The sequence below is a fragment of the Curtobacterium sp. VKM Ac-2865 genome, assembly GCF_015350905.1.
Lineage (GTDB): Bacteria > Actinomycetota > Actinomycetes > Actinomycetales > Microbacteriaceae > Curtobacterium.
Map to the genome: position 1 here is coordinate 962,298 of NZ_JADKRZ010000001.1, position 26,781 is coordinate 989,078.

Consider the following 26,781-nt stretch of genomic DNA (forward strand, 5'->3'; position numbering starts at 1 on the left):
CGGGCGGCCGGGCGGTGAGTGGGACAGGGCTCCCAGGGCGCGGCTCCCCCGGCGCAGCGCCGCCAGGACCTTCGACCCTGGTGGGCAGCGGGCGCCGTCCATAGCGTGCGCCCATGGACCTCGAACGCATCACCGTGGGTGTCGACGACAGCGACGGCAGCCGAGCCGCACTGCGATGGACCGCTGACCGGGCGACTCGTCGGACGTCGTGGATCCGCCTGGTGCACGTCGTCCGTCGCCGTGGGCCCGACGAGGCCGCTGCCGAGCGCGTCCTCAGCGACGCCCGGTCCGTGCTGGCACGCCTGGCCCCCGCGACCGAGGTCGAGACCATCCTCAGCGCTGGCGACGTCGCGGAGGCCCTCGTCGAGATCGCCGCGGCGGACGACCTGCTGGTCATCGGCGCACACCGCGACCGGATCCTCCGGTCGGCACTGCACGGGTGGCTGCCGGAACGCATCGCGACCCGGTCGACGATCCCGACCGTGCTGGTGGCGGAGGACTGGGAACTGCACGACGGCCCGGTCGTGGTCGGTGTCGGCGTGGACGGGCAGGACGGGGCCGCCGTCGACTTCGCGGTGCAGGAAGCCCGTCGGGGCACCGTGTCCGTCGACCTGCTCGGCGCGTGGCGGCTCCCGCTGCCGCTCGGTGCCGCGCGGCCGGTCACGATCCTCGAGGACCCCGGGCTGTCCAGGAGGGCGCGGCGCTCCAGCTCGCCGGCGCTGCCGTCCGGGCCCGGACCGCCCTGCCCGACATCGACCTGCACAGCGCCGTGGTCGAGGGCGGTGCCGCCGAGGTGCTGGCGGAGCGGGCTCGGACCGCCTCGCTCGTCGTCATCGGCCGCGACCACCGGACGACGCTCGGGGGCGCACTGTTCGGCTCGACCGCCCGCGGGCTGCTGCACCACACCCGCACGCCCGTGTGCGTCGTCCCGAACGCGCCCGTCGCCGTGGTCGTCGACCGCCCCAGGGTCTGAGCGATGCCCGTCCTGACGCCCGTCCCGCGCACGACGGCGAGCGACGACCCGCGGACCATCGTGAGCCATCGAGCGATGAGCGGCACCGCGGACGGGCACGGCGTGCACCAGATGGACAGCGACCTCACCTTCCCCGACGGCGCCCGGTCCGAACTCGAGCGGACGATCGACGAGCTCGTCACCCACGCGCAGTCGGTCCTCCGCACGCAGGGACGCCTCCGGGACCTGCTCGACACGAACCGGCACATCGTGGAACGACTCGACCTGCCGACCACCCTCCGAGCGGTGGTCGAGGCCGGGGTCGAACTGGTGGGCGCTCGGCACGGGTCGCTCTCGCTGACCGGTGACGGTGCCACGACCGAGCACGTCGAAGCCGACGGCCTCGTGGCGAGCGTGGCCAGCTCGGGCGTGGTCGTGACCGTCGGGGCCAGCGTCGGCCTGGGCACGGGGGCACCCCCACCCCGACCACCGCAGACCGCTGCGGGTCACCTCGACGTCCCGATCCGCGTCCGCGGAGCCGTGCTCGGCGAGCTCTCCCTCGTCGCCCAGGACGGCAGCCGGTTCACGCTCGAGGACGAACAGCTCGTGGCCGCCCTGACCGCGACCGCCGGCGTCGCGCTCGAGAACGCGCGCCTGTTCGACGAGGCCCGGCGCCGACAGCAGTGGACGACGGCGATGCGGGACATCTCCGCGGCACTCCTCGCCGATGCCGAGCTCGACGACGTGCTGACCATGATCATCGACCGGATCGCCGCGTTCGTCGACGCCGACCTGGTGTGCGTCGCGGTGCCGACGGCCACACCCAGCCGCGTCCGGATCGCCGTCGCCACCGGGGCCGCGGCCGACGGTGTCCGCGGCCGGGAGATCGCCGTCGCCGGCACCCTGGCCGGCCGAGCCATGCGCGACGGCCGGTCTGCGGCGAGCGACGACCCGCTCGAGACGACGCTCCTCGACGGGCAGCCGCCGCTCGGGCCCTCGATCGCGATCCCCCTCCGGGCCCCCGGCAGGGACCTCGGGGCGCTGCTCGTGTCCAGACGCCCCGGGACCGCGCGGTTCTCCACGAGCGAGATCGACATGGCAGACGAGTTCGGCCGGCAGACCAGTGTCGCCCTCGCAGTGTCCCGGGGCCGCCGCGACCGGCACCGCCTCGAGCTCGCCGAGGAGCGGAGCCGCATCGCCCGGGACCTCCACGACCACGTGATCCAGCGGCTGTTCGCCTCCGGGCTGGCGCTGCAGGGCATGGCGGCGACCGCACCGGTCGACCTCCGTGCCCGGATCGAGGACCAGGTGGACTCCGTCGACGCCGCGATCCGGGAGGTCCGCACCGCGGTGTTCGCGCTGGGAGCCGTCGCCAGGACGCACGCTCCGACCACCAGGGACCGTCTGCTCGCGGTCGTCAGCGAGATCCGGCCAGCGCTCACCGTGCCGCCACAGATCACCTTCGACGGGCGCGTCGACCTCGACGTCCACGGAGCGCTCAGCGACGACGTCGTCGCGGTCGTCCGGGAGTCGCTGACGAACGTGGCGCGCCACGCACCGGACGCCGCCAGCCGCATCAGTGTCTCCGTCGACCCCGGGACCCGGACGGCAGGCCAGGGCGCCGGAGCGACCGGCCCGTCGCTCCGCACCGTCCGGGTCGTGGTGGACGACGACGGGCCGGGCCCCGGTGACTCCGGTCGTCGCAGCGGGACCGCGAACCTCGCCGTCCGGGCGCAGCTGCGCCACGGCACGTTCGACGTGGACGCGGGGCCGCACGGTGGCACCCGCGTCGTCTGGGTCAGCCCGATCGAGGACGCGACACCGACGGGGGAGCACTGATGACGACCGTGTTCCTCGTCGACGACCACGAGGTGGTGCGCCGGGGCGTCGCCGGCATCATCGACGCCGAGCCGGACCTGCGGGTCGTCGGTGAGTCGGCCACGGTCCGCGACACGCTCCCTCGCGTCGCCGCGACCCGCCCGGACGTCGTCGTGCTCGACGTCCGTCTGCCCGACGGCAGCGGCATCGACGCGTGCCGGGCGATCCGGGCCGCCTTCCCCGAGATCGCCTGCCTGATGTTCACCGCGTACGACGAGGAGGTCGCCAGCGCTGCTGCCCTGCTCGCCGGCGCCGCCGGGTACGTGCTCAAGGACATCCGCGGACAGACCCTGGTCGCGGACATCCGACGCGCGGCCGCCGGCGAACGTCTGCTGCCGACCGACACCCGCGTGCGCGTCGTCGAACGGCTCACCGCGTCCGTCCCCGACGACCAGCCGGAGCTCACGCTCCGCGAACGCCAGGTGCTCGACCACATCGCCGAGGGGCTCACGAACCGGCAGATCGGCGAACTGCTCGGACTCGCGGAGAAGACCGTCAAGAACTACGTGTCCGCGCTGCTCACGAAGCTCGGGCTGGAACGCCGGACACAGGCAGCCGTCTACCGCGCCGGACTCCCCTGACCGACGGGCCGTTCGGCACTGTGGGTCGCACCGTCCGAGCGGCCAGGATGCTCCCATGACCAGCTACACCATCGGACTCGACGACACCGACAGCGGGCGAGCTGCCCTGGACTGGGTGCGGTCCCTGCCCCTCGGCACCGGCGACTTCGTCAAGATCGTGACCGTCACCGAGTTCTTCGGCGAAGCGTCGTCACCGGCCGACCGACGTCTGGTCGAGGCCGCCGACGCGATGCGCCGCGGGCACCCCGGCCTGCACGTCGTGGAGATCTCCGCGGACGGCCCGACGGTCGGACAGCTCATCGCCGAGGCGCAGGGCGGCCACCTGCTCGTGATCGGGTCACACCGGGACCGCATCCTGCAGTCCGTGGTCACGGGCTGGCTGCCGGAGCGGATCGCGGTCGCGTCCCCGGTCCCCACCGTCGTGGTGCCGGACGACTGGGAACGCCCCGACGACGACGGGCGCGGGGACGTCGTGGTCGGGGTCGACACGGTCGGCGAGACCGGAGCCGCCGTCCTCGGAGCGCGCTTCGCCGGCCTGTTCGGGCGTTCGCTCCTGCTCGTGTCGGCCCGCCCGGTCCCCGTCGGTGCCGTCGTCGCCGGCGGACGCACCGCCGCCGTCCCGCTCGCGCAGCTGCGGCAGGAGGACGCCGACGTCCTGCAGGCCGTCATCGCCCGGGTACACGCGCGGTACCCCGAGGTCGAGGTCCGTGCCCACGCCGTCGACGGCGACCCGATCGACGTGCTCGCGGAGGCCGCGACCGACGCAGTCATCGTCCTCATCGGTCGGGAGCACCGCACCGCCGTCACCGGCGCGCTCTTCGGGTCGGTCGGGATGCACCTGATCCACGGGTCGCGCACGCCCGTCTGCGTCGTCCCGTCGAGCTGACGGGAACGGTCGTCGCTGGCCGCGCCGTGTCGGACGGGAGGCACGGTGCGGGCCCGCGACGAGCCTCCCGTCCGGCGGTCCGCCGGCACGCACCGGGTGCGCCGCCACCGGTCGTGTCGGGCCCTTCGGCCCTGTCCGCCGGTGGTGTGCGCTCGCAGACTGGCGGGGCACGGCCCCCGTGCCCCGACGCCGAGAGGAACCAGCCATGAACGAGCCCCGCACCGCACGCAGCACTGCCGAGATGCCCGACCCGAGGTCCCCGGCCGTCGACCTGGCGCCGTACCAGTGCTGGACCAGGCTCAGGACGTCCCGCACCGGACGGATCGTCACGATGCACGCCGGGCGGATCGAGGTCCGGCCGCTCAACTACGTCGCCGACGGGCACTCGATCGTCGTCCAGACGTCGAGCGAGGTCGTCCTCGCCGCCGCCGCTGACCGTCGCCCGGTGGTCTTCGAGGTCGACGAGCACGACGGGTGGAGCGTGTGGAGCGTCGTCGTCCGTGGGACCGCGTCCGTGATGGACGAGGACGAGCTGATGGACGGAGCGCACCTGCGGTCGATGCTCGCGGTGACCAACGGCACGCGGGTGCGCATCCACCCCGACGAGGTGACGGGCAGGCTCTTCGACCAGGCGCCCTGACGGGTCGGGTCTCGTCGGCGCGTCGGCGTTCCCGGAATCACGCACGGGCGGACGTGGTTGCGTGGAGACATGCGATCGATCGTCTACTCCCAGCCCGGTGACTCGTCCGTCCTCTCCCTCGTCGACCGAGACGTGCAGGAGCCCGGCCCCGGCGAGGTCCGCGTCCGCGTCGTCGTCTCCGGGGTGAACCCGACGGACTGGAAGGCCCGCGCGGGCGGCACCTACGGCGACGGACTGCCGTTCCCGGAGATCACGCCGAACCAGGACGGCGCCGGAGTCGTCGACGCGGTCGGCGCCGGGGTCGAGGAGCTCGCCGTCGGTGACCACGTGTGGCTGTTCATGGCCGCGGCCTCGCGTCCGACGGGGACCGCGCAGGAGTCCACCGTCGTGCCGGCCGCCCGCGCCGTGCGCCTGCCCGACGGGGTGTCGTTCGACGTCGGCGCGTCACTCGGTGTCCCCGCGATGACGGCCCACCGCGCTCTGACCACGCACGAGGCCGGTCCGGCCCGCCTGAGCCCCGGCGCGCTCGACGGGAAGACCGTGCTCGTCGCCGGTGGTGCCGGCGCCGTCGGCCACGCCGCGATCCAGCTCGCACGGTGGGCGGGCGCGACGGTCATCTCCACGATCAGCTCCGACGAGAAGGCCACGCTCGCCTCGGCCGCCGGTGCACACCACACCGTGAACTACCGCTCGGACGACGCCGCCGGGCAGATCCGCGCGATCGCCCCCGACGGCGTCGACATCGTCGTCGAGGTGTCCATCCCGCAGAACGCCACGCTGGTCGCCGACGTCCTGGCGAACCACGGCGTCGTGTCGATCTACGCGAACAACGGCGGGGACGAGGCACCGCTGCCGATCCGCCCGAACATGAGCATCAACGCGCGGTACCAGTTCCTGCTGCTGTACACGATCGGCGACGAGGCACTCGCTGCTGCCGCCGAGGACATCACCGCGGCGCTGCAGGACGGCGTGCTCCCCGTGGGTGACGACGCCGGCCTGCCGCTGACGCGGTTCGCGCTCGAGGACACCGCGGCGGCGCACGACGCCGTCGAGCAGGACACCGTGGGCAAGGTGCTCATCGACGTGCAGGCGGAGTAGCGGACCGGTCGCGCCGGCGGTCGTCGGCGGGGCTTGCGCTCGTCGCGCCCCGGTGTGCTCCGTTCGCGCCCCGGTGCGGGCGTCGCGCCCCGGTGTGCCGGGGCGCGATGTCGTTCGCGGGGCGCGACTCTGGTCGTGCAGGGACGAGGTCTCGCATTCGTTGGGACGCCGCCCACGTGCCCGGACGAACCCGAGCGCCTCAGCCCCGGCGCGGGCGACCCGTCAGCCGGGCACGGGCCGCACGGAGCGCCCGTTCGAGGTTCGCCGCGACCACCCGCGGGTCGTCGTAGTCGGCGTCGGTGGCGTCGACGCGCCGGTCCTGCGCACGGACCGGGGCACGGCCGAACGACAGCGGAGTCGGGTGCACGCTCGTCATGACGCCAGGGTACGACCGCCGACCGACAGTCGTCACGGCGACCGGCGGCGGCGCGCCGGACGTGCCCCGGGCCTCCTCAGCGCTGCTGGTGTCGCACGGGGAAGGCCAGCGTGCACGCGACGCCGACGTACTGCGCCACGACGCCCACGTTCCGGACGTCGAGGTCCGTGAAGGCGTCCGGCGTCGGGCAGTCCACCGTCAGCATGCCGAACGAGTAGCCCTCGCCCCGGATGACGACGGCCACGTACGAGCGGTACCGGGGGTCGAAGTCGGGTTCGTCGTCCACCGCGTCGACGTCGGACTCACGGTCCCCCACCACTCGCGGCGGCCCGCCCTGCAGCACCCAGTCGAGGTTGCGGTCCCCGTACGGCGTGCCGGCGCGGAACACCCCCGCGGTGTCACCAGCGCCACCGTGCCCGATGGGCTCGAGGGCGTCGAGTGCCGGCGCGAGCAGGTACACGTTGGCGCGGACGTCCGGCACGTGCGGGAGCAGGTAGAACGCCAGGGCCGCCGCCGCCCGGTCGGCGAAGGCCCCGAGCTCGGACCGTCGTGTGGCGTGGTCGTGCGCGGCGAAGCGGGTGAGCCGCGTGGCGATCTGGCCGAAGCCGTACTGCACGGCGACCTCGTACGCGGCGAGCGCAGTGGCACCGGCGTCCTCCGCACGGCGCCGGGCGTCTGCGGTGCGTCGAGCCCGGAGGGCCTGCCACACGACGACCCCGACGAAGACGGCGAGCGCGACGATGACGAGCACGGCCTTGCTCACCGGGACCCCGACGAGGTTCGGCACCTGGAACACGGCGGTCGGCAGCGCGGCGGCGACGACGGGCAGCACGACGTCCCCGTACCGACGGCTCTTCGTTCGCTCGTTCCCCTGACCCACGCCACGACGGTACGGCCGACCACCGACTCCGCTGCCGGTCCGCTCCGGTGTCCGGCGGCACCGCTGTCCGCGCACCGCGCACACCGCGGAGTTGGTAAGCATGATGCATGAGCCAACTCGCACCGCCCACCGCTGGATCCCGAGCGATCGTCCTCGGCGGTGGTGGGGTCGCCGGCATCGCGTGGGAGCTCGGTGTCCTCGCGACGCTCGAGGACGCGGGCGTCGACCTCGGTGCCGCGGACCTGGTGGTGGGTACGAGCGCCGGCAGCGTCGTCGGCACCTTCGTCAGGCACGGTGGTGTGCAGGCGGCGTTCGCGCAGCAGATCTCCCCGCTCCCCACCACGTACGAGGAGCCCGGCGTGATCGACGCCGAGGCCATGCAGCGTGCGTTCGAGCAGGCCCTCGCGGGGATGACCTCCGAGCAGGACGGCCGTGCGCGGCTCGGGCAGGCGGCGCTCCGCGTGACGACCGGGCAGACGGACGACCAGCGCGTCGCGACCTTCGGCGAGACCCTGCCGTCGTCCGAGTGGCCCGAGCGCGCCCTCGCGGTCACGACGGTCGACGCCACCGACGGCACCTTCCGCGTGCTCACGGCCGCGGACGGCATCCCGCTCCCCCGCGCGGTCGCGTCGAGCTGCTCCGTCCCCCTGGTCTGGTCGCCGGTCATGATCGACGGCCGCCCCTACGTCGACGGTGGCGTCCGGTCCGGCACGAATGCCGACGTCGCGGCCGGGCACGAACGCGTGCTGGTCATCGCCTGTGGCCCGGAGGCGCCGTCCCCGCTCGGCCCGTGGCTCGACGAGGCCGTCGAGACCCTCCGTGCCGCCGGGTCGAGCGTGGAGGTCGTCGTCGCGGACAGCGCGTCGCAGCAGGCGTTCGACACGAACTCGCTGTCCCTGTCGACGCAGCGGCCGGCTGCCGAGGCCGGTCGGGCCCAGGCATCGGCCATCGCCGAGCGCATCGCGGAGTTCTGGGCCTGACCGGAGTTCTGGGCCTGACCGAGTTGTCCACAGTCTCGTCGCCAGCCGGACGGAGCGTCGGGGTGCGCGGCTAGCGTGGTGGCATGACGACGGCGTTCTCTGACCTCGACCAGTACCTCGCACTCCCACGGGTGGACGGCATCGCCCTCAGCCCGGACGGCACCCGTGTCGCGCTCACGGTGAGCACGCTCGACTCCGACGGCACCGGCTATCGCCGTGCGGTCTGGTCGGTGCCGACCTCCGGCGACGGTGGGCCGGTCCGTCTCACGCGCAGTGCGAAGGGCGAGTCCGGCACCGCCTTCACCCGGAACGGCGACCTGCTGTTCGTCTCGGGTCGCCCGGACGCCGACGGCGGCGCCGACGACACCGCGCAGCTCTGGTTGTTGCCGGCCGCGGGGGGCGAGGCACGCCCGGTGACCCGCCTTCCTGGAGGCACCGGTGGCGTCCTCGCGACGGCCAGCGCCGCCGACGTGGTCGCCGTCACCGCAGACCTGCTGCCGACGGCCGCCGCCGGTGAGCGCGTCGGTGTCGTCACGCGGGACGCCGCGCTGCGGAAGCGCCGCGACGACAAGAAGGTGCACGCGATCCTGCACGAGTCCTACCCCGTGCGGTACTGGGACCACGACCTCGGCCCGGACCAGACCCACGTGCTCGGCCTCGACCTCGCCGACCTGACCGATCCGATCACCCTCGAACCGGCCACGGGTGTCTCGACCGCGGCGAGCGAGTCCCGCGGGTCCGACGACCACACCCCTGCGCCGTACCCCGCCCACCTGCCGACGCCGATCGACGTCACGCCCGAGCCCGGTCGCGCGCTCGACCACGTGTCAGGGGCCCTCACCCCGGACGGCACCACGCTGATCGCCGCGGTCGGTGCGCCGGAGGCCCGGGGACACCGCTCGGTGCTCGTCGCGATCGACGTCGACACCGCCGAGCGCACCGTGCTGTTCGACGACCCCGACGTCGACCACGAACTCCCCACGCTCTCGCACGACGGCACCACGATCGCCTGGGTGCGCACGGTCCGTTCGACGCCGGCCGGGGCGAACCAGCAAGAGGTCTGGGTGGCCTCCGTCGACGGCTCCGGTGCCCGCCGCATCGCGACCGAGTGGGACCGCTGGCCGAGCGAGCTCGTCTTCGAGCACGGCGACGGCGCACTCCTCGCGACCGCTGACCAGGACGGCCGCGCTCCGGTCTTCCGGCTCCCCCTCGACGGCGCGCCCGTCGAGCAGCTCACGCACGACGACTGGGCGTACTCGGGTCTCCGCGTGGCAGAGGCGACCGGCGTGGTCGTCGCGCTCCGAGCCTCCTGGGCGGCGCCGCTGCACCCGGTCCGGATCGACGCGGACGGCACGGTGACCCCGCTCGCGACCCCCGCCGCCCTGCCGGCCGTCCCCGCGCGTCTCGAGGAGGTCGACACGACCGCCGCCGACGGTGCCCGCGTGCGCGGGTGGCTCGTCCTGCCGGAGGGCGACGGGCCGCACCCGTTGCTCCTGTGGATCCACGGCGGCCCGCTGAACTCCTGGAACCAGTGGTCGTGGCGGTGGAACCCGATGCTCGCTGCCGCGCGCGGGTACGCGGTGCTGCTCCCCGACCCCGCGCTGTCGACCGGGTACGGCCTCGACTTCGTCAACCGCGGCTGGAACGCGTGGGGGCAGGCTCCCTACACCGACCTGATGACGATCACCGACACCGTCGTCGCCCGGCCGGACATCGACGAGATCCGGACGGCGGCGTTGGGTGGGTCCTTCGGCGGGTACATGGCGAACTGGGTCGCCGGGCACACGGACCGCTTCCGGGCGGTCGTCACGCACGCCAGCCTCTGGGCGCTCGAGCAGTTCAACGGCACCACCGACTCCTCCGACTACTGGCAGTCGATCTTCGACGCCGACGGCATGCACGACAACGACCCGCACCGCTTCGTCGAGGACATCGTCACCCCGATGCTCGTCGTCCACGGGGACCAGGACTACCGGGTGCCGATCGGCGAAGGGCTCCGGCTGTGGTCCGAGCTCGCGGAGCACCACGCCGGGCCGGACGGCACCATGGCGCACCGGTTCCTGTACTTCCCGGACGAGAACCACTGGATCCTCAAGCCGCAGCACGCGTCCATCTGGTACCAGACGGTGTTCGCGTTCCTGGCGCAGCACGTGCTCGACGAGCCGTGGGAGCGCCCCGAGCTGCTCGGGTGACCAGGGTGCGCCGGTGACCGGGCAGCTCGGGCGACCGGGCTGCCCGGTCGACGCCGGTGACCGGGCAGCCGTGCGCCCGGGCCGGTCGGGCTGCGCTCAGACGAACGCAGCCTGACCGGTGATGGCGCGACCGACGATCAGGGTGTTGACCTCACGGGTGCCCTCGTACGAGTAGATGGCCTCGGCATCGGCGAAGAACCGGGCGACGCCCTTGTCGAGCACGATCCCGTTGCCGCCCTGCACCTCGCGGCACCAGGCGACGGTCTCACGCATCTTGGACGTGGCGAACGCCTTGGCCATGGCGGAGTGCTCGTCCGCGCCGACGCCGGCGTCCTGCATCGCCGAGGCCTGCGTGCACAGGGCGATGGACGCGGTGATGTTCGCCAGGGACTTCACGAGGAGGTCCTGCACGAGCTGGTGCGCCGCGATCGGCTTGCCGAACTGGATACGCTCGCGGGCGTAGGCCAAGGCGGCGTCGTAGGCACCGATCGCGATGCCGATGGCCTGCCAGGCGACCTCGGTCCGGGTCAGGCGGAGCACCTCGGCCGTCGTGCGGAACGACGTCGCCCGCTGCAGTCGGCGAGACTCGGGCACGCGCACGCCGGTCATCACGATGTCGGCGTTCTGCACCCCGCGCAGCGCGATCTTGTCCTCGATCTTCGTCGCGGTGAAGCCGGGGGTGTCCGTCGTGACGAGGAAGCCCTTGACCTGGTCGTCCGCGACGTCCTTGGCCCAGATGACGACGACGTCCGCGAAGGTGGCGTTGCCGATCCACCGCTTCTCGCCGTCGAGGACCCAGCCGTCACCGTCGCGTCGCGCGGTGGTGCGGAGTCCGCGGGCGGAGTCACTGCCGGAGTACGGCTCGGTCAGGCCGAACGCCCCGATGAGCTCGCCGGTCGCCATGCGCGGCAACCACTCCTGCTGCTGCTCGTCGCTGCCGGCCACCGCGATCGAGTTCATCGCCAGACCGGACTGCACCCCGATGAACGTCGCGACGCTGGCGTCGATGCGTCCGAGCTCCAACGCCGTCCAGCCGCGGTACACGGCGGAGTTCTCGAACTCGCGCACGAGCGGGATCCCGGGGCCGTACATGCCGAGCTCGGCCAGCGGCTTGATCACCTGCATCGGGAACTCGGCGCGGGCCCAGTACGCGTCGGCGATCGGGGCGACCTCGCGCTCCAGGTACTCGCGCAGGCGCCCGAGCGACTCGCGCTCCCGCTCCGTCAGCTGCAGTGCGAACCCGTAGAAGTCGGACTCGAGCAGGGTGGGCAGGGACACCGACGTTGACATGGAACCAACGATGCATCATTCTCGGAAACGTTGCAAGGGAGATTCGTGTACACGTCGGAAACCGCGCTGCGCGCCTTCCGGGAGGCCCGCCACACCTTCATCGCCGGGTCCCGGATCGACATGGGCGCGCTGGCCACCACCCTCGGCGTCGACCGGACGTCGCTGTTCCGGTGGGTGGGCAACCGTGACCGGTTGCTGTCCGAGGTGCTGTGGTCACTGGCGGTCCCGACGCTCGACGCCGCCCGCCGCGATGCCGCACCGTCCGGGGCAGCCCGGATCGTCGACGTCCTCGACCAGTTCACGGCGGACCTCATCGAGGCGCCCTACTTCCGGCGCTTCCTGACCCGCGAGCCGGCGAGGGCGCTGCGGCTGCTCACCACGACCGAGAGCGACGTGCAGGGCCGGTTCGTGCAGGCCGTCACCGAGCTCGTCGCCGTCGAGGAACGCTCGGGCGCGTTCGACCCCGTACCGTTGTCTGCCGAGGAACTCGCTCGCCTGCTCGTGCGGATCTCGGAGTCGTTCACGTACGCCGACCTGATCTCCGGCCAGACGCCAGACCCCGTGCGGGCACGGACGACGTTCGAGTACGTCCTCCGCCCCAGCACCCGCTCGATCGGAGACCGATGACCATCGACGAGTACCCGTTCCGCCGCACCTACCCCACGCGCTGGAACGACAACGACATGTTCGGGCACGTCAACAACACGATCTACTACAGCGCGATGGACAACGCGTCCACGTACTGGTTCCGCGAGCAGGCCGGCCTCGACCCCTTCTCGTCGACGTGGATCGCCGTGCTGGTCACCTCGAGCTGCCGCTTCGTCGAGTCGGCCGTGTGGCCGGACGTCATCGAGGTCGGGATGCGCTCGAAGCACCTCGGCACCACGAGCCTGTCGTGGGAGTTCGGCCTGTTCCGGCAGGCGGACGGGGCGCTGCTCGCGACGGGCGAGTTCGTGCACGTCATCATCGACCGCGAGGGCTCGCGACGGCCGATGCCGCTGCCGGCGGAGCTCCGCGACCTCGTCACATCGACGATGGTCGCCCGTGCTGACGTCGAGCCGCCCGCGTCCGCCCTCGCCGGTTCCGACTGACGCCGCCCAACTGGAGACGGCTCGCACCGCTGATGTCAGCGGCGCGAGCCGTCTTCGGTTGTGCGGTGCCGGAGCGCGCCGCGTCAGCCGTTGAGCGCGGCCAGCTCGAGGTTGATGTCGTCGGGGTCCTGCACGGACAGGATCGTCATGCCCGCGTCGCCGAGGTCGGTCACCTCGCCGTGCTCGACCCCCGCAGCGTCGAGCCGTGCGGCCGCCTGGTGCAGCTCGTCGACGCTCCCGACGACGAAGCTCACGTGGTCGAGCCCGACGGTGTCCGCGTCGAAGCGCTGCCCTGCCGGAGCAACCGGTCGCAGCCCGAACACCTGGTCGCCGAGCCGGAACACGCTGCCACCGTAGAAGCGCGCGCGGTCCTCGCGGACGCCCGGCTCGTCGACCTGGTCACTGAAGTCGATCGCCGGGTCGGTCCCGAGGAGCTGCTGGTAGAACGCCTTGCTCCGGTGGATGTCCGTCACGGTCACGCGGACGTGGGCCAGGGCGGTCGGGCGTGCGAAGGGTTCGGTCATGGTGATGCTCCTCGGGAGGTCCGTCGACGCCGCGCTCGACGCCGTCCACGACGCAACGCCACCCACCTGAGGACCGGCCCGACGCTGCGCGGAGACCGGACACCGCTCCGGCGAACCACGCGGCGCTGCACCACGAAACGGACACAGCACCACGGAGATCCATGGTGCTGTGTCCGTTCCGGAGTTCGGTGCGTCGGCGCCCGGCTAGACCAGGTCGTCGGTGAGCTGGTTCGGCGTGCCGAAGCGGTGCGCCGTGATGGACACCGCCTGCTCGCGGAGGAAGGGCAGCATCTCGATCCGCCCGGCCTCGGTCACCGGCTCCGCGTACACCGCCACGTCGGGGCGACCGTCGACCGCTTCGTACAGTGCCGACGCCGACCCGCCGATGAGCCGCACGCGGGTCGACGGGCCTCGGGCGACACGGGCGCCGAACGCCGAGTCGGACTCCGACGACGCGGCCGACCGGACGATCGGCAGCGCGGCGATCGCAGCCGGGACGGTCCCCGTCGACGAGACGTCGATCGTCGTCCCGGCACGGAGCGCGGCGGCGACGACCCGGACCAGGGACTCGACGTCGTCCGGCTCAGAGGATGCCAGTCGCACGTGCACCCCCGGGAACGGCAGGTACCGCGCGATGTTCCGCTCGGCCGACAGCCCGGACACGTCCACCGCGGCGCCGAAGACCGACGACCACACCGACTCGTCCGAGGCGACCGCACGGGAGAGCGACGGCGACGCGACGCCGGACGCGCGCACGAACGACGCGACCGGGGCGGAGACCGGCGCACCGACGGTCGCCGTAGCGCTGCTCCACGACCCGAGCCCGACCAGGTAGTTCACCCCGCCGGCCTTGGTGCCCGCACCGACGGCGGACTTCTTCCACCCGCCGAACGGCTGCCGGCGCACGATCGCCCCGGTGATGCTGCGGTTCACGTACAGGTTGCCGGCCTCGATGCGGGACAGCCACGTGCCGATCTCCGACGGGTCGAGCGAGTGCAGCCCCGAGGTCAGGCCGTAGTCGACCTCGTTGACGATGTCGATCGCCTCGTCGAGGGTCGCGGCACGCATGACGCCGAGCACCGGGCCGAAGTACTCCGTCCGGTGGAACGCCGAGCCGCGGGCGACACCGCCACGGACACCGGGGCTCCAGAGCTTGCCCGAGTCGTCGAGCTTCCGCGGGCGCACGGCCCAGGACTCCCCCGCGCCGAGCTTCGTGAGCCCGTCGAGCAGCTTGCCCGCGGCCGGTTCGACGATCGGCCCCATCTGGGACGTCGGGTCGGTCGGGTACCCGACGGTCATCGAGGACACGGCGTCGACGAGCTGCGAGTGGAAGCGGCGCGAGCGGGCGACGGACCCGACGAGCACGACGAGCGACGCGGCCGAGCACTTCTGGCCGGCGTACCCGAACGCCGACGCGACGACGTCCTTGACGGCCAGGTCGAGGTCGGCCGACGGCGTGACGATGATCGCGTTCTTGCCCGACGTCTCGGCGAGGAGCGGCAGGTCCTTGCGGAACGACCGGAACAGCGACGCGGTCTCGTAGGCGCCGGTGAGGATCACCCGGTCGACGAGCGGGGACGCGATCAGCGACGAACCGAGTTCCGACTCGGAGACGTCGACGAACGCCAGCACGTCCGCAGGGGCGCCCATCGCGTCGAGCGCGGTGTCGATGACCGACGCGAGCACAGCACCGCTCCGGGCAGCCGGCGGTGCGGGCTTCAGCACGACGGCTGACCCTGCGGCCAGGGCCGCGAGCGTCGACCCGGCGGGGATCGCCACGGGGAAGTTCCAAGGCGGCGCGACCAGGGTCAGCGCAGCCGGGGAGAAGGTGGCACCGTCGACCTCGTCGAGCGCCGCGGCCATGTCGCCGTAGAAGTGGGCGAAGTCGATCGCCTCGGAGACCTCGGGGTCGGCCTGGTCGATGGTCTTGCCGGTCTCGGACGCCATCACCTCGATGAGGGCCGCACGGTTGGCCTCGAGCGCGTCGCCGACGGCGTGGAGCACCGCACCACGCGCCGCACCGGACCAGGTCCCCCAGACCGCACCCGCGCTGCGGACGCGCTGCAGGACCGACGTGAGCTGCGCGTCGGACGTCAGCCGGGCCTCCTGGACGCCGCGGACGCCGAGCGTCGACGACGCGATCCGCTCGGTGATGGCCGCACCCCAGGCGCGAGTGGCAGCGACCGACGGGTCGCTGTCCGGGGTGTTCTCGAAGTGGCCGGGAGTCGGGCGACCGACGGCCGCGTAGCGGTCGGCGACGCGGTGCGACTCCGGGACGGCGAGCCCGTCCGGGCTCGACAGCGGCTCCAGGGACGCACGGAACCGCGACTCCTCCCGGGCGAAGAGCGACGGCGACGAGTGCAGCGAGAACACCGCGGACATGAAGTTGTCCTGCGAGGCGCCCTCCTCCAGTCGGCGGATGAGGTAGGCGATCGCGACGTCGAACTCCCCCGGGTGGACGACGGGCGTGTAGAGCAGCAGCGATCCGACCGTCTTGCGGACCGCGGCCGCCTGGCCCTGCGCCATGCCGAGCAGCATCTCGAACTCGATGCCCTCGCGGACCCCGCGTTCGCCGGCGAGCAGCCAGGCGTGCGCGACGTCGAACAGGTTGTGCCCGGCGACACCGACGCGGACGTTCGCCACGCGGTCAGGCGTCAGCGCCCAGTCGAGCACCCGCTTGTAGTTCGTGTCCGAGTCCTGCTTGGTGTGCCAGGTCGCGAGCGGCCAGCCGTGGACCGAGGCCTCGACCTGCTCCATCGGCAGGTTGGCGCCCTTGACCAGGCGGACCTTGATGCCGGCCCCACCACGGGCGCGACGGGCGGCGGACCACTCCTGCAGGTGCTGCATCGCGGCGAGCGCGTCCGGCAGGTAGGCCTGCAGCACGATCCCGGCCTCGAGCCCGAGGAACGCCGGCTCGTCGAGGAGCTTCGTGAAGACCGCGATCGTCAGGTCGAGGTCCTTGAACTCCTCCATGTCGAGGTTGATGAACTTCGCCGGATCGGAGGATGCGGCGCGGGCGAACAGCGGGCGCAACTTCTCGACGATGTCGTCGACGGCGTGGTCGAAGGCCCACGGCGAGTGCGGGTGCACGGTCGAGGAGACCTTGATCGAGACGTAGTCGACGTCGGGGCGCGCGAGCAGCCTGTGCGTGCCCTCGAGCCGTCGGGCCGCCTCGCCCTCGCCGAGGACGGCCTCGCCGAGCAGGTTCACGTTGAGGCGGACGCCGTCCTGCTTGATCTTCGCGATCGCGGGGCCGAGCTTGGCGTCGGTCGCGTCGACGATCAGGTGGCCGACCATGTTCCGCAGCACGCGTCGGGCGACGGGGACGACGACACCCGGGAGGCCCGGTGCCAGTCCGCCACCGAGGCGCACCAGGCCGCGGAGCGCGCTGGGCAGGAAGCCGGGTGCGTCCGGCGCGATGGCGCGCAGCTTCCGCGCTGCGACGCCCAGGTCCTCCGGTCGGACGACCCCGTCGACGAACCCGACGGCGAACGCCAGGCCCTTCGGGTCGGCGAGGACGCCGGCGAGCTGCTTCGCGGAGCCGTCGACCGGGTACGTCTCGGCCTCGGCCAGCCACTGTCTGACCAGCGCGACGGACTCGTCGGCCAGCCCGGCGTGGTCGGAGGCGGATGCGCGGTCGGTCGTGGTCGCTGCGTCGTTGCGCGGCTGGACGTCGGTCATGGGATCAGTGTGTCGCTCGCGCTTCCGGTAGCGGAAGCAAATCTTCCTGATGGGTTCCGTTCAGGTGAACTACCCTTTCGTCATGCTCGACGTCCGTCGCCTGGTGCTCCTTCGCGAGTTGTCAATCCGTGGAACGGTCGCAGCTGTCGCCGAAGCGATGAACTTCACCCCGTCGGCGGTGTCGCAGCAGCTCGCGGTGCTCGAGCGCGAGGCCGGCGTGCAGCTCCTCCGCAAGGCCGGACGGCGGCTGCAGCTCACCCCGCAGGCCGAGGTGCTCGTGGCTGCGGCGGGTGACGTGCTCGACACGCTCGAGCGGGCGCAGTCCACGGTCGAGGCCACGTTGACGAGCGTGCAGGGGCGCGTGCGGGTGGCGGTGTTCCAGTCGGCGGCGCTCGCCCTGATGCCGAACGCGCTCCGCATCATGGTGACCGAGCACCCGGACGTCCGCGTCGAGATGGTCCAGCGAGAACCGGAGACGGCGCTCAACGAGACCTGGGCGCGGGACTTCGACATGGTGATCGCCGAGCAGTACCCGGCGCACGCGGCCCCGCGGTTCCCGGGCCTCGACCGTCGTGACCTGACGACCGACGCCGTCCGGCTCGCGCTGCCGCCCGTGGACACGTCGCTGTGGCCGGTCGACTCGCTCACCGGAGCGGCCGACCTGCCGTGGGTGATGGAGCCGCGCGGGACGGCGTCGCGGCACTTCGCGGAGCAGCTCTGCCGACGCTCGGGGTTCGAACCCGACGTGCGGTACGAGACGGCCGACCTGCAGGCGCAGATCCGGTTGATCGAGTCCGGCAACGCCGTCGCGCTGATGCCCGACCTGGTCTGGGCCGGTCGGTCGACCACCTGCCGCCTGCTCGACCTGCCCGGGGACGCCGAGCGGACGATCTTCACGGCGCAGCGGACGGCCTCGTCGCTCTCCCCCGCGGTGGCAGCGCTCCGGGACGCCCTCGAACGAGCGTCGGCGACGTCCCGATCCTGAGAACCCCATGTCGGGTTTCCCCTGATCATGACGGTGTTCACGCATCTTTTTCCGTGACGGAACCGTGACCGATCCGACCGTTCTCAGCGGTCTCTGCCGCCTTACGATCGGCTCCGAGGGAGCCGATCGGCTCCCACCAGCACGACCGTTCCATGGGGGAATGATGCACAAGACCTGCAAGCCGACCGTCCGCGCCACAGCGGCTGTCGGGACCGCCGTCGCGATGATCGCGATGTCGTCCGCGTTCGGGATCGGAGCGACCGCAGCCGTCGCCGACGACACCACCACCACACCGGCCACGAGCCCGTCGACCGCACCGGCGACCTCGGTGACCTCGGCGTCCGAGTCGACGCCCGAGACCGCCGCTGGCTCGGCCGGCTCGGCTGCGGAGGCGACGCCCACGGACGAGTCAGTCCCCGACCCGAGCGCGGCACCGACGGACGGCACGACGCCGACGGACAGCGCCACCCCGACGGACCCGACCACTGACGTCCCCGTCCCGGCGGACACCGCGCCGACCGCGACCACGCCGACGACCGCACCGACCACTCCCGTCGCGCCCGCGCCGAGTGACGCCGCCCCGCAGGCCGCCGCCGCTGCCGCGGCCACGCCGGCCGGCACCGTGACCGTCACCGGGACGGCCACCACCTGGCACACGCTCCGCGCGGTGACCGCCGGGTGGCCTGCCGGCACGACCTTCACGTACCAGTGGACGCTCTCCGGGCCCGTCGTCGGCACCCGCGTCATCGACGGCGCCACGAGCGACACCTACGTCCTCGGTCACCCGGACGCGTCGAGCGACCTGACCGTCGCCGTCACGGGGACCGCTCCCGGCCAGGAGCCCACGACGGTCACGAGCGCTCCCGTGTCCGTGGGCTTCAACGACGAGACGACGTTCACCGGCGCGGGCGACCTCGAGCTCGACGCATCCGCTGGCGAGGCGCTGTCCGTGCCGATCCAGGCGCTGACCGGCGACCAGGGCGGGCTGCGGTACGGGGTGGGCAGCAGCGCCTTCGGACCGATCGACGCCAGTGTCCTGCCCGCAGGACTGACGCTGTCGAGCGACGGCGTGCTCTCCGGGTCGACCACCGAGGCCCAGACCGTCGACTTCTGGGTGCTCGTGCGGACGTCGCAGCAGCCCGAGGGCGCCGCCGGTCACCACGTGCAGCTCCGGGTCGGTCTCGCCTCGGACACGCAGCTGTTCGCCGCCGTGGGCGACTACGACCCGGCCGAGTACCGCTTCTGGTCGGTTGCCGCCGACGGCACCACGCGGTTCGAGAGCAGCCCGGAGGCGCCGTCGAACAACCCCTCCCGCCCGCTGGCCTCGACCGTGGGCAAGAGCATCACCGTGAACGCCGGACGGGTGGACCGGTACGGCAACCGGGAGCCGTACGCCGTGACCGACCTCGACTGGACGTCCTCCGTCGCGAGCGACCGGCTCGACCACTACGACGAGGGCACCGCTGTGACCTTCACGGAGGCCGGCACCCACGTCCTCACGGGCACGACCGTGGATGGTCGGAGCATCAGCTTCACGGTGCGCGTCGACCCGGTCGGTGCCGCGACCACCACGCCGACAGCAACCGGGGTCGGGACCGGGACCGGGACGGCCAAGCCCGTCGGCCAGCTCGCCTTCACCGGCGCGGACACGACGGGCCCCCTCGCCTGGGCGCTCGGACTGCTCGCATCCGGCGCAGCCCTGCTCCTGGTGCGTCTGCGGCGTCGACGCGCCTGACCGGCGACCTGATCACGAGGGGCGTGTCCACATCGGGCACGCCCCTCTCGTCGTTCCGCCGGGCGTCCGACGGTGTCGACCGACGAGCCGGCTTCGAACAGTGCCGTCCCCCTGTCGAGAAATCCCTGATCATGACAGAGATCCCGCAACTTCTTCCGTGACGAGATCGTGACCGTACGGGTCCATCGCCGGGGTCCGTCAGACCGTACGATCGGCACCACCGGAGCCGATCGGCCAGCCGGACCACCACACGTCCCCGGGGGGAACCGTTGCACCTCACCACCACCTCGTCGTTCCGCAGGTACGCGGCCGTCGGCACCGCGATCGCCATCGTCTCGATGTCCTCGGCGTTCGGCATCGGCGCCACTGCTGCCGTCGCCGCCGAGACGCCGACGACCACCCCGACCACGTCCCCGACGGACGCGGTGACCACGTCGGCCACCACCGCGACGGACGCTCCCGCCGACAGCGACACCGCCGCCGCCCCGTCGTCCGACGCGACCCCGGCGGCACCGACCGACGCGACCCCGACCGCTGCGAGCCCGACCGCACCGACCGACGCGACCCCAGCGGCACCGACCGACGCGACCCCGACCGGCGCGACGCCGACCGCACCGACCGACGCGACCCCGGCCGCACCGACTGCCGACCTGACCCCGAGCCCGAGCCCCGTCACCGCGGCGGCCACCGGCACGGTCGCGGTCACCGGCACCGCCACCGCCTGGCGCACCCTCGCCGCCGAGACCACCGGCTGGCCGACCGGCACGACATTCACCTACCAGTGGACCGCGACGAAGGCCGGCACCACGACCGAGGTCCGCGGCGCCACCGCATCGACGTACGTGATCGACCCCGAGGACGCCGGCAGCACCCTCGCCGTCGCGGTCAACGCCACCGCTCCGGGCGCAGCACCCGAGACCGCCACCAGCGCGCCGACCGGCGTCGTCGCAGCCGATGACAGCCGCTTCCGCGAGGGCGGCGGCCGGGACTTCGCGTTCACCGCCGGCGACGACGTGTCGATCGACCTCCGTGCGTTCGCCGGTGACCAGGGCGGACTGACCTACCGCTCCTCGCTCATCACCCCGCCGGTCGGTTCCGTCGCCGGCATCCCGGACGGCCTCGAGCTCACCTCCGGCGGGTACCTCGTCGGTACGCCGACGCTCGCACTCCGGTCGGAGTTCGTCATCAACGCCGTCACGACCCGGCACCCGGAGGGCGTCGGCATGGTCGTGAACGTGGATGTGGCCGCTGGGGCACCCGCGGAGGTCGGCGTGGTCGCCTACCTCGAGACGGACCAGCCCCAGGGCCAGCCGGTGTGGGCGATCGCGCCGGACGGCACCGTGACCTACTCCGACTCGCCGGAGGTCCAGGACGGGGACCCGACGACCCCGTTCCGCGTCCACCAGGACGACGAGCTCTCGCTGCACACCTACGTCAGCGACGCCTACGGCAACGGCGTGTTCGGCGCGCAGACGACCTGGACCTCGTCCGTCGCTGGCGACACCTTCACCTCGGCGGAACCGAGCAGCGTCATCCTCCGCTTCGCCCACGCCAGCCCCCACGTCATCACCGCCACGGTCGGCGGGGTCTCGCGGCCCTTCACCATCCAGGTCGACCCGGTCGGTGCCGTGACCACCACGCCGGCGGCAACGGGGACCGGGACCGCCACGCCCGTCGGCCAGCTCGCCTTCACCGGCGCCGACACGACCGGCCCCCTCGCCTGGGCGCTCGGACTGCTCGCGTCCGGCGCAGCCCTGCTCCTGGTGCGTCTGCGGCGTCGACGCGCCTGACCGGCGAACCCGACGACGAGGGGCGTGTCCACATCGGGCACGCCCCTCGTCGTGTCCTGGTGGAGCACCCGGCGGACCACCCGGCGTCGTGCGGGAAACCGCATGACACCCCCAACGCGAGGTACAACGCGGTCCGGCAGCTTCCGGTCCACGCGCGCGTACCAATACGATCCGAGCACGCCGCACATTCTCGGCGAACTCTTATGTTCCGGCACCCGACCGGACACGAACACTGGGGGAACCCGTGCACCGCAGCACCGCCTTCGTCCGACGCGCTTGCGCCGTCGGCACCGCCACCGCGCTCGTCGGTCTCATGACCGGCTTCGGCGTGATGACCGCCACCACCGCGTCCGCAGCCGAGGGGACCGCTGCTGACACCGCCGTCGCCGCACCGGCCGTCCCGGGCGCAGATGCAACCGGCGCGACCGGCACCGACGCCACCGGCACCGACGCGACCGACGCCACCCCGAGCCTCCCGACCGACGCCGGCACGCCGGCTCCGGGCGGCACCGACGCCGCCACGCCGGCGCCGACGGCCACCCCGACCGCGGATGCCCCGACTGCTCCCGCCACCTCCGCCCCCACCGCCCAGGAGCCCACGGCACCGGTGACGATCGCGGCCGCGCCCGCGATCACCATCGCCGGCCAGGCGAAGATCGGCTCGAAGCTCACGGCCGAGACGGACGGCGGCGTCAAGTACGCCTGGAGCGTCGACGGCACCGTCGTCGAGACGCGCAACGTCTACACCCCGACCGACGTCGCGCTCATCGGCAAGACCGTCGTCCTGACGATCACGGACGTCATCACGGGCGAGACGAACTCGGCCTCGACCGCCCCGGTGCTGCCGAACCCGACGTTCGCAGACGCGACCACCGCTGACGCACCGCTCGCGCTGTCCGCCACGGCCGGTGACGCCTTCTCGCACACCTTCGCGGTCGCCGGCACGACGCCCGGTGACGTCACCTACGCGGTGGCCTGGTCCGACCCCGAGCAGGCCGACCCCGAGGACCCGACCTACACCCCCGACCTGCAGCTCCCCGACGGGGTCACCCTCGACCCGAAGACCGGCGTCCTCTCCGGCACGAGCGAGACCGCGGACTACTTCGACTTCGCGATCACCGCGACGAGCCAGGGCGTCTCCACGACCCAGTACGTCGAGCTCACCGTCGAGGCCGCGGCCCCGTTGGGTGTGCAGGTGTTCTCGATGGACAAGGCCGACTTCGCCAAGTACGCCCAGGGCGACGCGGACGGCACCTTCACCAGCTGGATCATCGACACCGACGGTTCGGTCCTGACGGACGTCACGACGATCACTTCGACGGACGACGGCGGCACCTACGACGACGTCGTGACCCCCGGTGGCACGGTGACCGTCAAGCAGGGCGGCACGCTGATCGTCAACGGCGGCCTCGTGGACCGGTTCGGCAACCAGATCACCGACGCCGACGGCAACAGCTCGCCGATCGCGCTCACGTCGGACGTCGCCTCTGACGTCGTGGCCCCGGACCCCGACCTGGGCGACTTCATCGACGGGTTCTACAACGTCACGTTCCCGCACGCGTCCACGCACCGTCTGACGGTCACCGCCGGTGACTTCTCGACGGCGTTCGACGTGTCGGTCGTGCCGACCGCGGTCACCACGCCGGCAGCGGTCCCGCCGGTCAGCGCCCCGGTCGCGCAGCCGATCGGCACCGTCCCCGCACACGTCGCCACCACGGCGAAGGTGCACCGCCTCGCCTACACCGGTACGGACTCGACGAACGCCCTGCCCTGGGCGCTCGCGATGCTCCTCGCCGGTGCCGGCCTGGTCGGCGTCCGCACCCTCCGCCGCCGCGCCCAGCGCTGACGGCTCCTCCTGGTCGCGTCGGGTGCACACCTGACGCGGCCGGGAGGCTCATGGTCGCGTCGGGTGGACACCTGACGCGGCCGGGAGGCTCCTCCCGCGGCCCCGTCCGACCGGTCACCGGTCTGACGGGGCCGTTCTGCGCGTCCCCGTCCGTCGCGCCGCCCGGTCGGTACCGTTGGCGCCATGCCCACACTGCTGCACATCGACTCCTCGGCCGACCTCGCCCACTCCCGCTCGCGCGCCCTGACCGCCGCGTTCGCCGATGCCTGGCGTGCTCGGGGTCCGGAGTACACGGTGGTCCGCCGCGACCTGCACACCGACCCGCTGCCGCACCTGGAGACCTCGGCGCTGCACTGGGCCGCCGCGGACCGCACCGACGAGGAGTCCGTCGACCCGCAGGCCGAGGCCCTGCGCCAGGCGGTGATCGACGAGCTCCTCGGCGCCGACGTCGTCGTGATCGGTGCCCCGCTGTACAACTACACGGTGCCGTCGACCCTCAAGGCCTGGATCGACCGCGTGCACATCCCGGGCGTGCTCGCCCCCGCGGCCGAGGGTGACGCGCAGCCCCTCGCCGGCCGGCCCGTCGTGACCGTCGTCAGCCGCGGTGGCACGTACGACGTCGGCACCCCGACCGAGCACTGGGACCATGGCTCCCCCGTGCTCGAGATCGTCCTCGGGCGCGCGCTCGGCATGCGCCAGTACCCGGTCACCGTGAGCGCCACCCTCTCCGACCGACTGCCCGCGCTGGCGCCGATGGCCGACCACGCCGCTGCCGAGTTCCACGACGCGCGGACGACGCTCGAACGCCTGGCGACGACGCTCGGCTGATCAGGCGGGACGGACCTCGCCGCGACGGCCGAGCAGGTCAGCGTGGAAGGCCGTCTGCGTCAGCGCGCTCGCGAGCAGGAAGCCCCGCATCGAGGCGATGCCCCCGCTGAACGGCACGCGGGACGCGACCTCGAACAGCGTCGGGGAGTCCAGCGCGTCGAGGGCGGCGGCGACGTGGGCGCTCCGCTCCTCCCGGTGGCGTGCGAGGGTCCTGGCGCGGGACACCACGTCGCGGAACCGGTACTCGTGCCCCGGGCAGACCTCGAGGTCCGCGTACCGGTCCAGCCGCGCCAGTGACGCGAGGTAGTCACCGAGGGGGTTCGTCGCCGTCCAGCCGCCGAGCCCGAGACCGGAGTTGATCCGCGGCAGCACGTGGTCGCCGGTGAACAGCAGCCCGTCAGCCTCGTCGACGAAGCACAGGTGCCCGGTGGTGTGCCCGGGGGTCCACAACGCCCGGATCGTCCTGCCCGGGATCGGCAGCACGTCGCCGTCGTCGAGCAGCAGGTCGGCCCAGGGCGGTTCGGCGGCACCGAGCCCGATGCGTCGCCCGGTCCCCCACGCGGCGCTCAGCCCGGCGCGGAAGTCCTGCGGCACGCCCCACGTGGCGATGTCGGCTTCGTGCCGTGCAGCGTCCTCGCGCTCGTGTTCCAACGCGTGGACCTCGAGCGCGTGCATCGCCACCCTGGCGCCCGAGGCACGGCGCAGGGCAGCTGCTGCTCCGAGGTGGTCCGCGTGGAGGTGCGTCACGACGACGAGCCCCACGTCGGAGACCGCACGGCCGATGCTGCCGAGTCCGGCGGTCAGGACGTCGAGCGCACCGTCCTCGCTCCACCCCGGGTCGATGACCGTGAGCGAGCCGTCCGAGCCCTCGACGACGTACACGAGCGTCGCGTCGGGCACGCCCCCGCGGAACGGGACGGCGAGCGTCCAGATGCCCGGCCGGACCTGCTCGACGGGCGGCAGCTCACCCGCGGCGAGCGCTGCGGCCTGCACGGCGCTGATCGGGACGGGGGCCGGGGCAGCCGGCGGCGGGGACGGACGGGTCGACACCCGGCCACCATAACGACTGGACGGCCGCGGGCGAGCCGACCCGAGCCTCCCGGCCGCCGGCGATCGCGACCCGGACGGGCGTGGACACCTGCCCTCCCCACCCGCCGCGTTCTCCCCACCGGTCCCCCGCTCCACGACCGTTCCGCTTCCCGTCCGTGACGGATCTGGTCGGCGATCCTCGAGAATCGCGAACCGGATCCGTCACGGCCAAATCAGAACGGGGGGGGCGGTGGCAGGGGCAGGGACACGGACAGGGACAATCGCGTCTCGTTCGTGACGGATCTGGTCAGCGATCCTCGAGAATCGCGAACCGGATCCGTCACGGCCGAATCCGAACTCCCGGCGGGGCAGGGATCCGGCCAGGCCGCGGAGGGCCGAGCCGAACCGAGTCTGGTGTCCGTGACCGCGGGTAGACAGGTCACATGGAGATCGCACCGATGCTCGCCAAGGCCGTGCCCGACGTCCCGGACCCCGACAGCGTGAAGGGCGGGCTGCGGTACGAGCCGAAGTGGGACGGCTTCCGCGGCATCGTGACGATCGACGGCGACGACGTCGAGATCGGCAGCCGCGGTGCGAAACCGCTCACCCGGTACTTCCCCGAGCTCGTCGAGGCCTTCCGGGCACAGTTCGGCGGCCGTGGTCACCCGGTCGTGCTGGACGGCGAGGTGATCCTGCGAGCTGGTGCGCCGGGACACGAGAAGCTCGACTGGGAGGCCTTGTCGCAGCGCATCCACCCGGCGGCCTCGCGGATCGCGAAGCTCAGCGCGGAGACGCCGGCACAGTTCGTCGCGTTCGATCTGCTCGCATCCGACGGCGAGGAGCTCGTCGACCTGCCGTTCGACGAGCGGCGCGCCCGGCTGGAAGCCCTGTCCGACGGCTTCGCCGACCCGCTGTTCGTGACGCGCACCACGCTCGACGTGGAGGTCGCGCGCGGGTGGCTGACGACGTTCGAGGGAGCAGGGCTCGACGGCGTCGTCGCGAAGCCCCGCGCGCGGGTGTACGAGCCGGGCAAGCGCTCGATGCTCAAGGTGAAGCACCACCGCACCGCCGACGTCGTGGCGATCGGGTACCGCGTCCACAAGAGCGGCAGCGGAGTCGGTTCGCTGCTCGTCGGGCTGTACGGCGAGGACGGCGAGGTGCGGCAGGTCGGCGGCGTCTCCGCCTTCTCCGACAAGCGCCGGCTCGCGCTGATCGACGAGCTCGACCCGGTGGTCGTCAAGGACGCCGACGGAAGGCCCGTCACCGGCGCTGGGGAGAAGTCGCGGTTCTCGTCCGGTCGCGACACGTCGTTCGTCCGGCTGGAGCCGGAGCTGGTGCTCGAGGTCCGGTACGACCAGATGGAGGGCGACCGGTTCCGCCACACGGTGCAGTTCGAGCGCTGGCGGCCGGACCGCGATGCCGCCTCGTGCGGGTTCGACCAGCTCGAGGTGCCGGCGGCCTACGACCTGCGCGACGTCCTGTCCTGAGCGCGGTTGTCCGATCCGCGGCACGTGGGTGT

General features: G+C 72.8%; 22 protein-coding genes and 1 pseudogene. 17 read left to right on the top strand and 6 right to left on the bottom strand.

The genetic code is table 11. From position 1 onward, the window contains the following. Window positions 1-113: 113 nt before the first annotated feature. From ITJ54_RS18435 to ITJ54_RS04600, 7 genes and pseudogenes are all read left to right on the top strand, one after another. Window positions 114-236, top strand: a pseudogene (locus tag ITJ54_RS18435) (universal stress protein); the annotation flags it as partial. A 386-nt stretch (window positions 237-622) separates the two neighbouring features. Beyond that, window positions 623-973, top strand: coding sequence for a universal stress protein (locus ITJ54_RS18440; RefSeq protein WP_416354892.1), 351 nt, complete (start codon window positions 623-625; stop codon window positions 971-973). 3 nt (window positions 974-976) lie between these two features. After that, window positions 977-2,791 (top strand): GAF domain-containing sensor histidine kinase, encoded by a 1,815-nt coding sequence (locus tag ITJ54_RS04580; protein ID WP_194626074.1) that lies wholly within the window; start codon window positions 977-979, stop codon window positions 2,789-2,791. Next, window positions 2,791-3,411 carry a response regulator gene (locus ITJ54_RS04585; protein ID WP_194626075.1) on the top strand — a complete coding sequence of 207 codons (621 nt, stop codon included), beginning with the start codon at window positions 2,791-2,793 and terminating at the stop codon, window positions 3,409-3,411. The genes ITJ54_RS04580 and ITJ54_RS04585 overlap by 1 nt, the downstream gene beginning before the upstream one ends. 55 nt (window positions 3,412-3,466) lie before the next feature. Beyond that, window positions 3,467-4,297 (top strand): universal stress protein, encoded by an 831-nt coding sequence (locus ITJ54_RS04590; protein WP_194626076.1) that lies wholly within the window; start codon window positions 3,467-3,469, stop codon window positions 4,295-4,297. 205 nt (window positions 4,298-4,502) lie between these two features. After that, window positions 4,503-4,937, top strand: a complete 435-nt coding sequence (locus ITJ54_RS04595; RefSeq protein WP_194626077.1) for a pyridoxamine 5'-phosphate oxidase family protein — start codon at window positions 4,503-4,505, stop codon at window positions 4,935-4,937. Between the two features lie 69 nt (window positions 4,938-5,006). After that, entirely contained in the window at window positions 5,007-6,035 is a 1,029-nt protein-coding gene (locus ITJ54_RS04600; RefSeq protein ID WP_194626078.1) for an NADPH:quinone reductase, read from the top strand. A gap of 199 nt (window positions 6,036-6,234) precedes the next feature. Here ITJ54_RS04600 and ITJ54_RS04605 read toward each other — a convergent pair whose 3' ends face one another. Further along, window positions 6,235-6,411, bottom strand: coding sequence for a hypothetical protein (locus ITJ54_RS04605; protein ID WP_194626079.1), 177 nt, complete (start codon window positions 6,409-6,411; stop codon window positions 6,235-6,237). A gap of 76 nt (window positions 6,412-6,487) precedes the next feature. Next, window positions 6,488-7,291 carry a GAF domain-containing protein gene (locus ITJ54_RS04610; RefSeq protein ID WP_194626080.1) on the bottom strand — a complete coding sequence of 268 codons (804 nt, stop codon included), beginning with the start codon at window positions 7,289-7,291 and terminating at the stop codon, window positions 6,488-6,490. 107 nt (window positions 7,292-7,398) lie between these two features. Here ITJ54_RS04610 and ITJ54_RS04615 point away from each other — a divergent pair, with 107 nt between their 5' ends. Beyond that, complete coding sequence (locus tag ITJ54_RS04615; protein WP_194626081.1) at window positions 7,399-8,271, top strand: patatin-like phospholipase family protein; 873 nt, start codon at window positions 7,399-7,401, stop codon at window positions 8,269-8,271. A gap of 83 nt (window positions 8,272-8,354) precedes the next feature. After that, window positions 8,355-10,463: a prolyl oligopeptidase family serine peptidase gene (locus ITJ54_RS04620; RefSeq protein WP_194626082.1), complete on the top strand. Its 2,109-nt coding sequence runs from the start codon at window positions 8,355-8,357 to the stop codon at window positions 10,461-10,463. A 96-nt stretch (window positions 10,464-10,559) separates the two neighbouring features. Here ITJ54_RS04620 and ITJ54_RS04625 read toward each other — a convergent pair whose 3' ends face one another. Further along, a complete protein-coding gene (locus ITJ54_RS04625; protein WP_228508215.1) occupies window positions 10,560-11,753 on the bottom strand; it encodes an acyl-CoA dehydrogenase family protein in 1,194 nt (397 codons plus the stop codon). A gap of 45 nt (window positions 11,754-11,798) precedes the next feature. Between ITJ54_RS04625 and ITJ54_RS04630 the strand changes: the two genes are divergently transcribed. Both ITJ54_RS04630 and ITJ54_RS04635 read left to right on the top strand, forming a co-directional pair. After that, the gene (locus ITJ54_RS04630) at window positions 11,799-12,380 is read left to right on the top strand and encodes a QsdR family transcriptional regulator (protein WP_194626083.1); all 582 of its coding nucleotides are present in this window, start codon (window positions 11,799-11,801) and stop codon (window positions 12,378-12,380) included. Then, the gene (locus ITJ54_RS04635) at window positions 12,377-12,844 is read left to right on the top strand and encodes an acyl-CoA thioesterase (RefSeq protein WP_194626084.1); all 468 of its coding nucleotides are present in this window, start codon (window positions 12,377-12,379) and stop codon (window positions 12,842-12,844) included. The genes ITJ54_RS04630 and ITJ54_RS04635 overlap by 4 nt, the downstream gene beginning before the upstream one ends. Window positions 12,845-12,927: 83 nt before the next feature. Here the strand turns inward: ITJ54_RS04635 and ITJ54_RS04640 are convergent, their stop codons facing one another. Both ITJ54_RS04640 and ITJ54_RS04645 read right to left on the bottom strand, forming a co-directional pair. Next, window positions 12,928-13,368, bottom strand: a complete 441-nt coding sequence (locus ITJ54_RS04640) for a VOC family protein (protein WP_194626085.1) — start codon at window positions 13,366-13,368, stop codon at window positions 12,928-12,930. A 204-nt stretch (window positions 13,369-13,572) separates the two neighbouring features. After that, entirely contained in the window at window positions 13,573-17,049 is a 3,477-nt protein-coding gene (locus ITJ54_RS04645) for a proline dehydrogenase family protein (protein WP_194626086.1), read from the bottom strand. Between the two features lie 82 nt (window positions 17,050-17,131). Between ITJ54_RS04645 and ITJ54_RS04650 the strand changes: the two genes are divergently transcribed. The 5 genes from ITJ54_RS04650 (at window position 17,132) to ITJ54_RS04670 (ending at window position 24,233) form a co-directional block, all read left to right on the top strand. Further along, a complete protein-coding gene (locus tag ITJ54_RS04650; RefSeq protein WP_194626087.1) occupies window positions 17,132-18,034 on the top strand; it encodes a LysR substrate-binding domain-containing protein in 903 nt (300 codons plus the stop codon). Between the two features lie 160 nt (window positions 18,035-18,194). Then, window positions 18,195-19,769 carry a hypothetical protein gene (locus ITJ54_RS04655; RefSeq protein ID WP_194626088.1) on the top strand — a complete coding sequence of 525 codons (1,575 nt, stop codon included), beginning with the start codon at window positions 18,195-18,197 and terminating at the stop codon, window positions 19,767-19,769. A 269-nt stretch (window positions 19,770-20,038) separates the two neighbouring features. After that, window positions 20,039-21,559, top strand: coding sequence for a hypothetical protein (locus tag ITJ54_RS04660; protein WP_194626089.1), 1,521 nt, complete (start codon window positions 20,039-20,041; stop codon window positions 21,557-21,559). A 244-nt stretch (window positions 21,560-21,803) separates the two neighbouring features. Beyond that, window positions 21,804-23,405, top strand: coding sequence for a putative Ig domain-containing protein (locus tag ITJ54_RS04665; protein WP_194626090.1), 1,602 nt, complete (start codon window positions 21,804-21,806; stop codon window positions 23,403-23,405). A 183-nt stretch (window positions 23,406-23,588) separates the two neighbouring features. After that, a complete protein-coding gene (locus tag ITJ54_RS04670; protein WP_194626091.1) occupies window positions 23,589-24,233 on the top strand; it encodes an FMN-dependent NADH-azoreductase in 645 nt (214 codons plus the stop codon). Here the strand turns inward: ITJ54_RS04670 and ITJ54_RS04675 are convergent, their stop codons facing one another. After that, window positions 24,234-25,283 (bottom strand): MBL fold metallo-hydrolase, encoded by a 1,050-nt coding sequence (locus ITJ54_RS04675; RefSeq protein WP_194626092.1) that lies wholly within the window; start codon window positions 25,281-25,283, stop codon window positions 24,234-24,236. A 422-nt stretch (window positions 25,284-25,705) separates the two neighbouring features. Here ITJ54_RS04675 and ITJ54_RS04680 point away from each other — a divergent pair, with 422 nt between their 5' ends. Further along, entirely contained in the window at window positions 25,706-26,749 is a 1,044-nt protein-coding gene (locus ITJ54_RS04680; protein WP_194626093.1) for an ATP-dependent DNA ligase, read from the top strand. The last annotated feature ends 32 nt before the right edge of the window (window positions 26,750-26,781 follow it).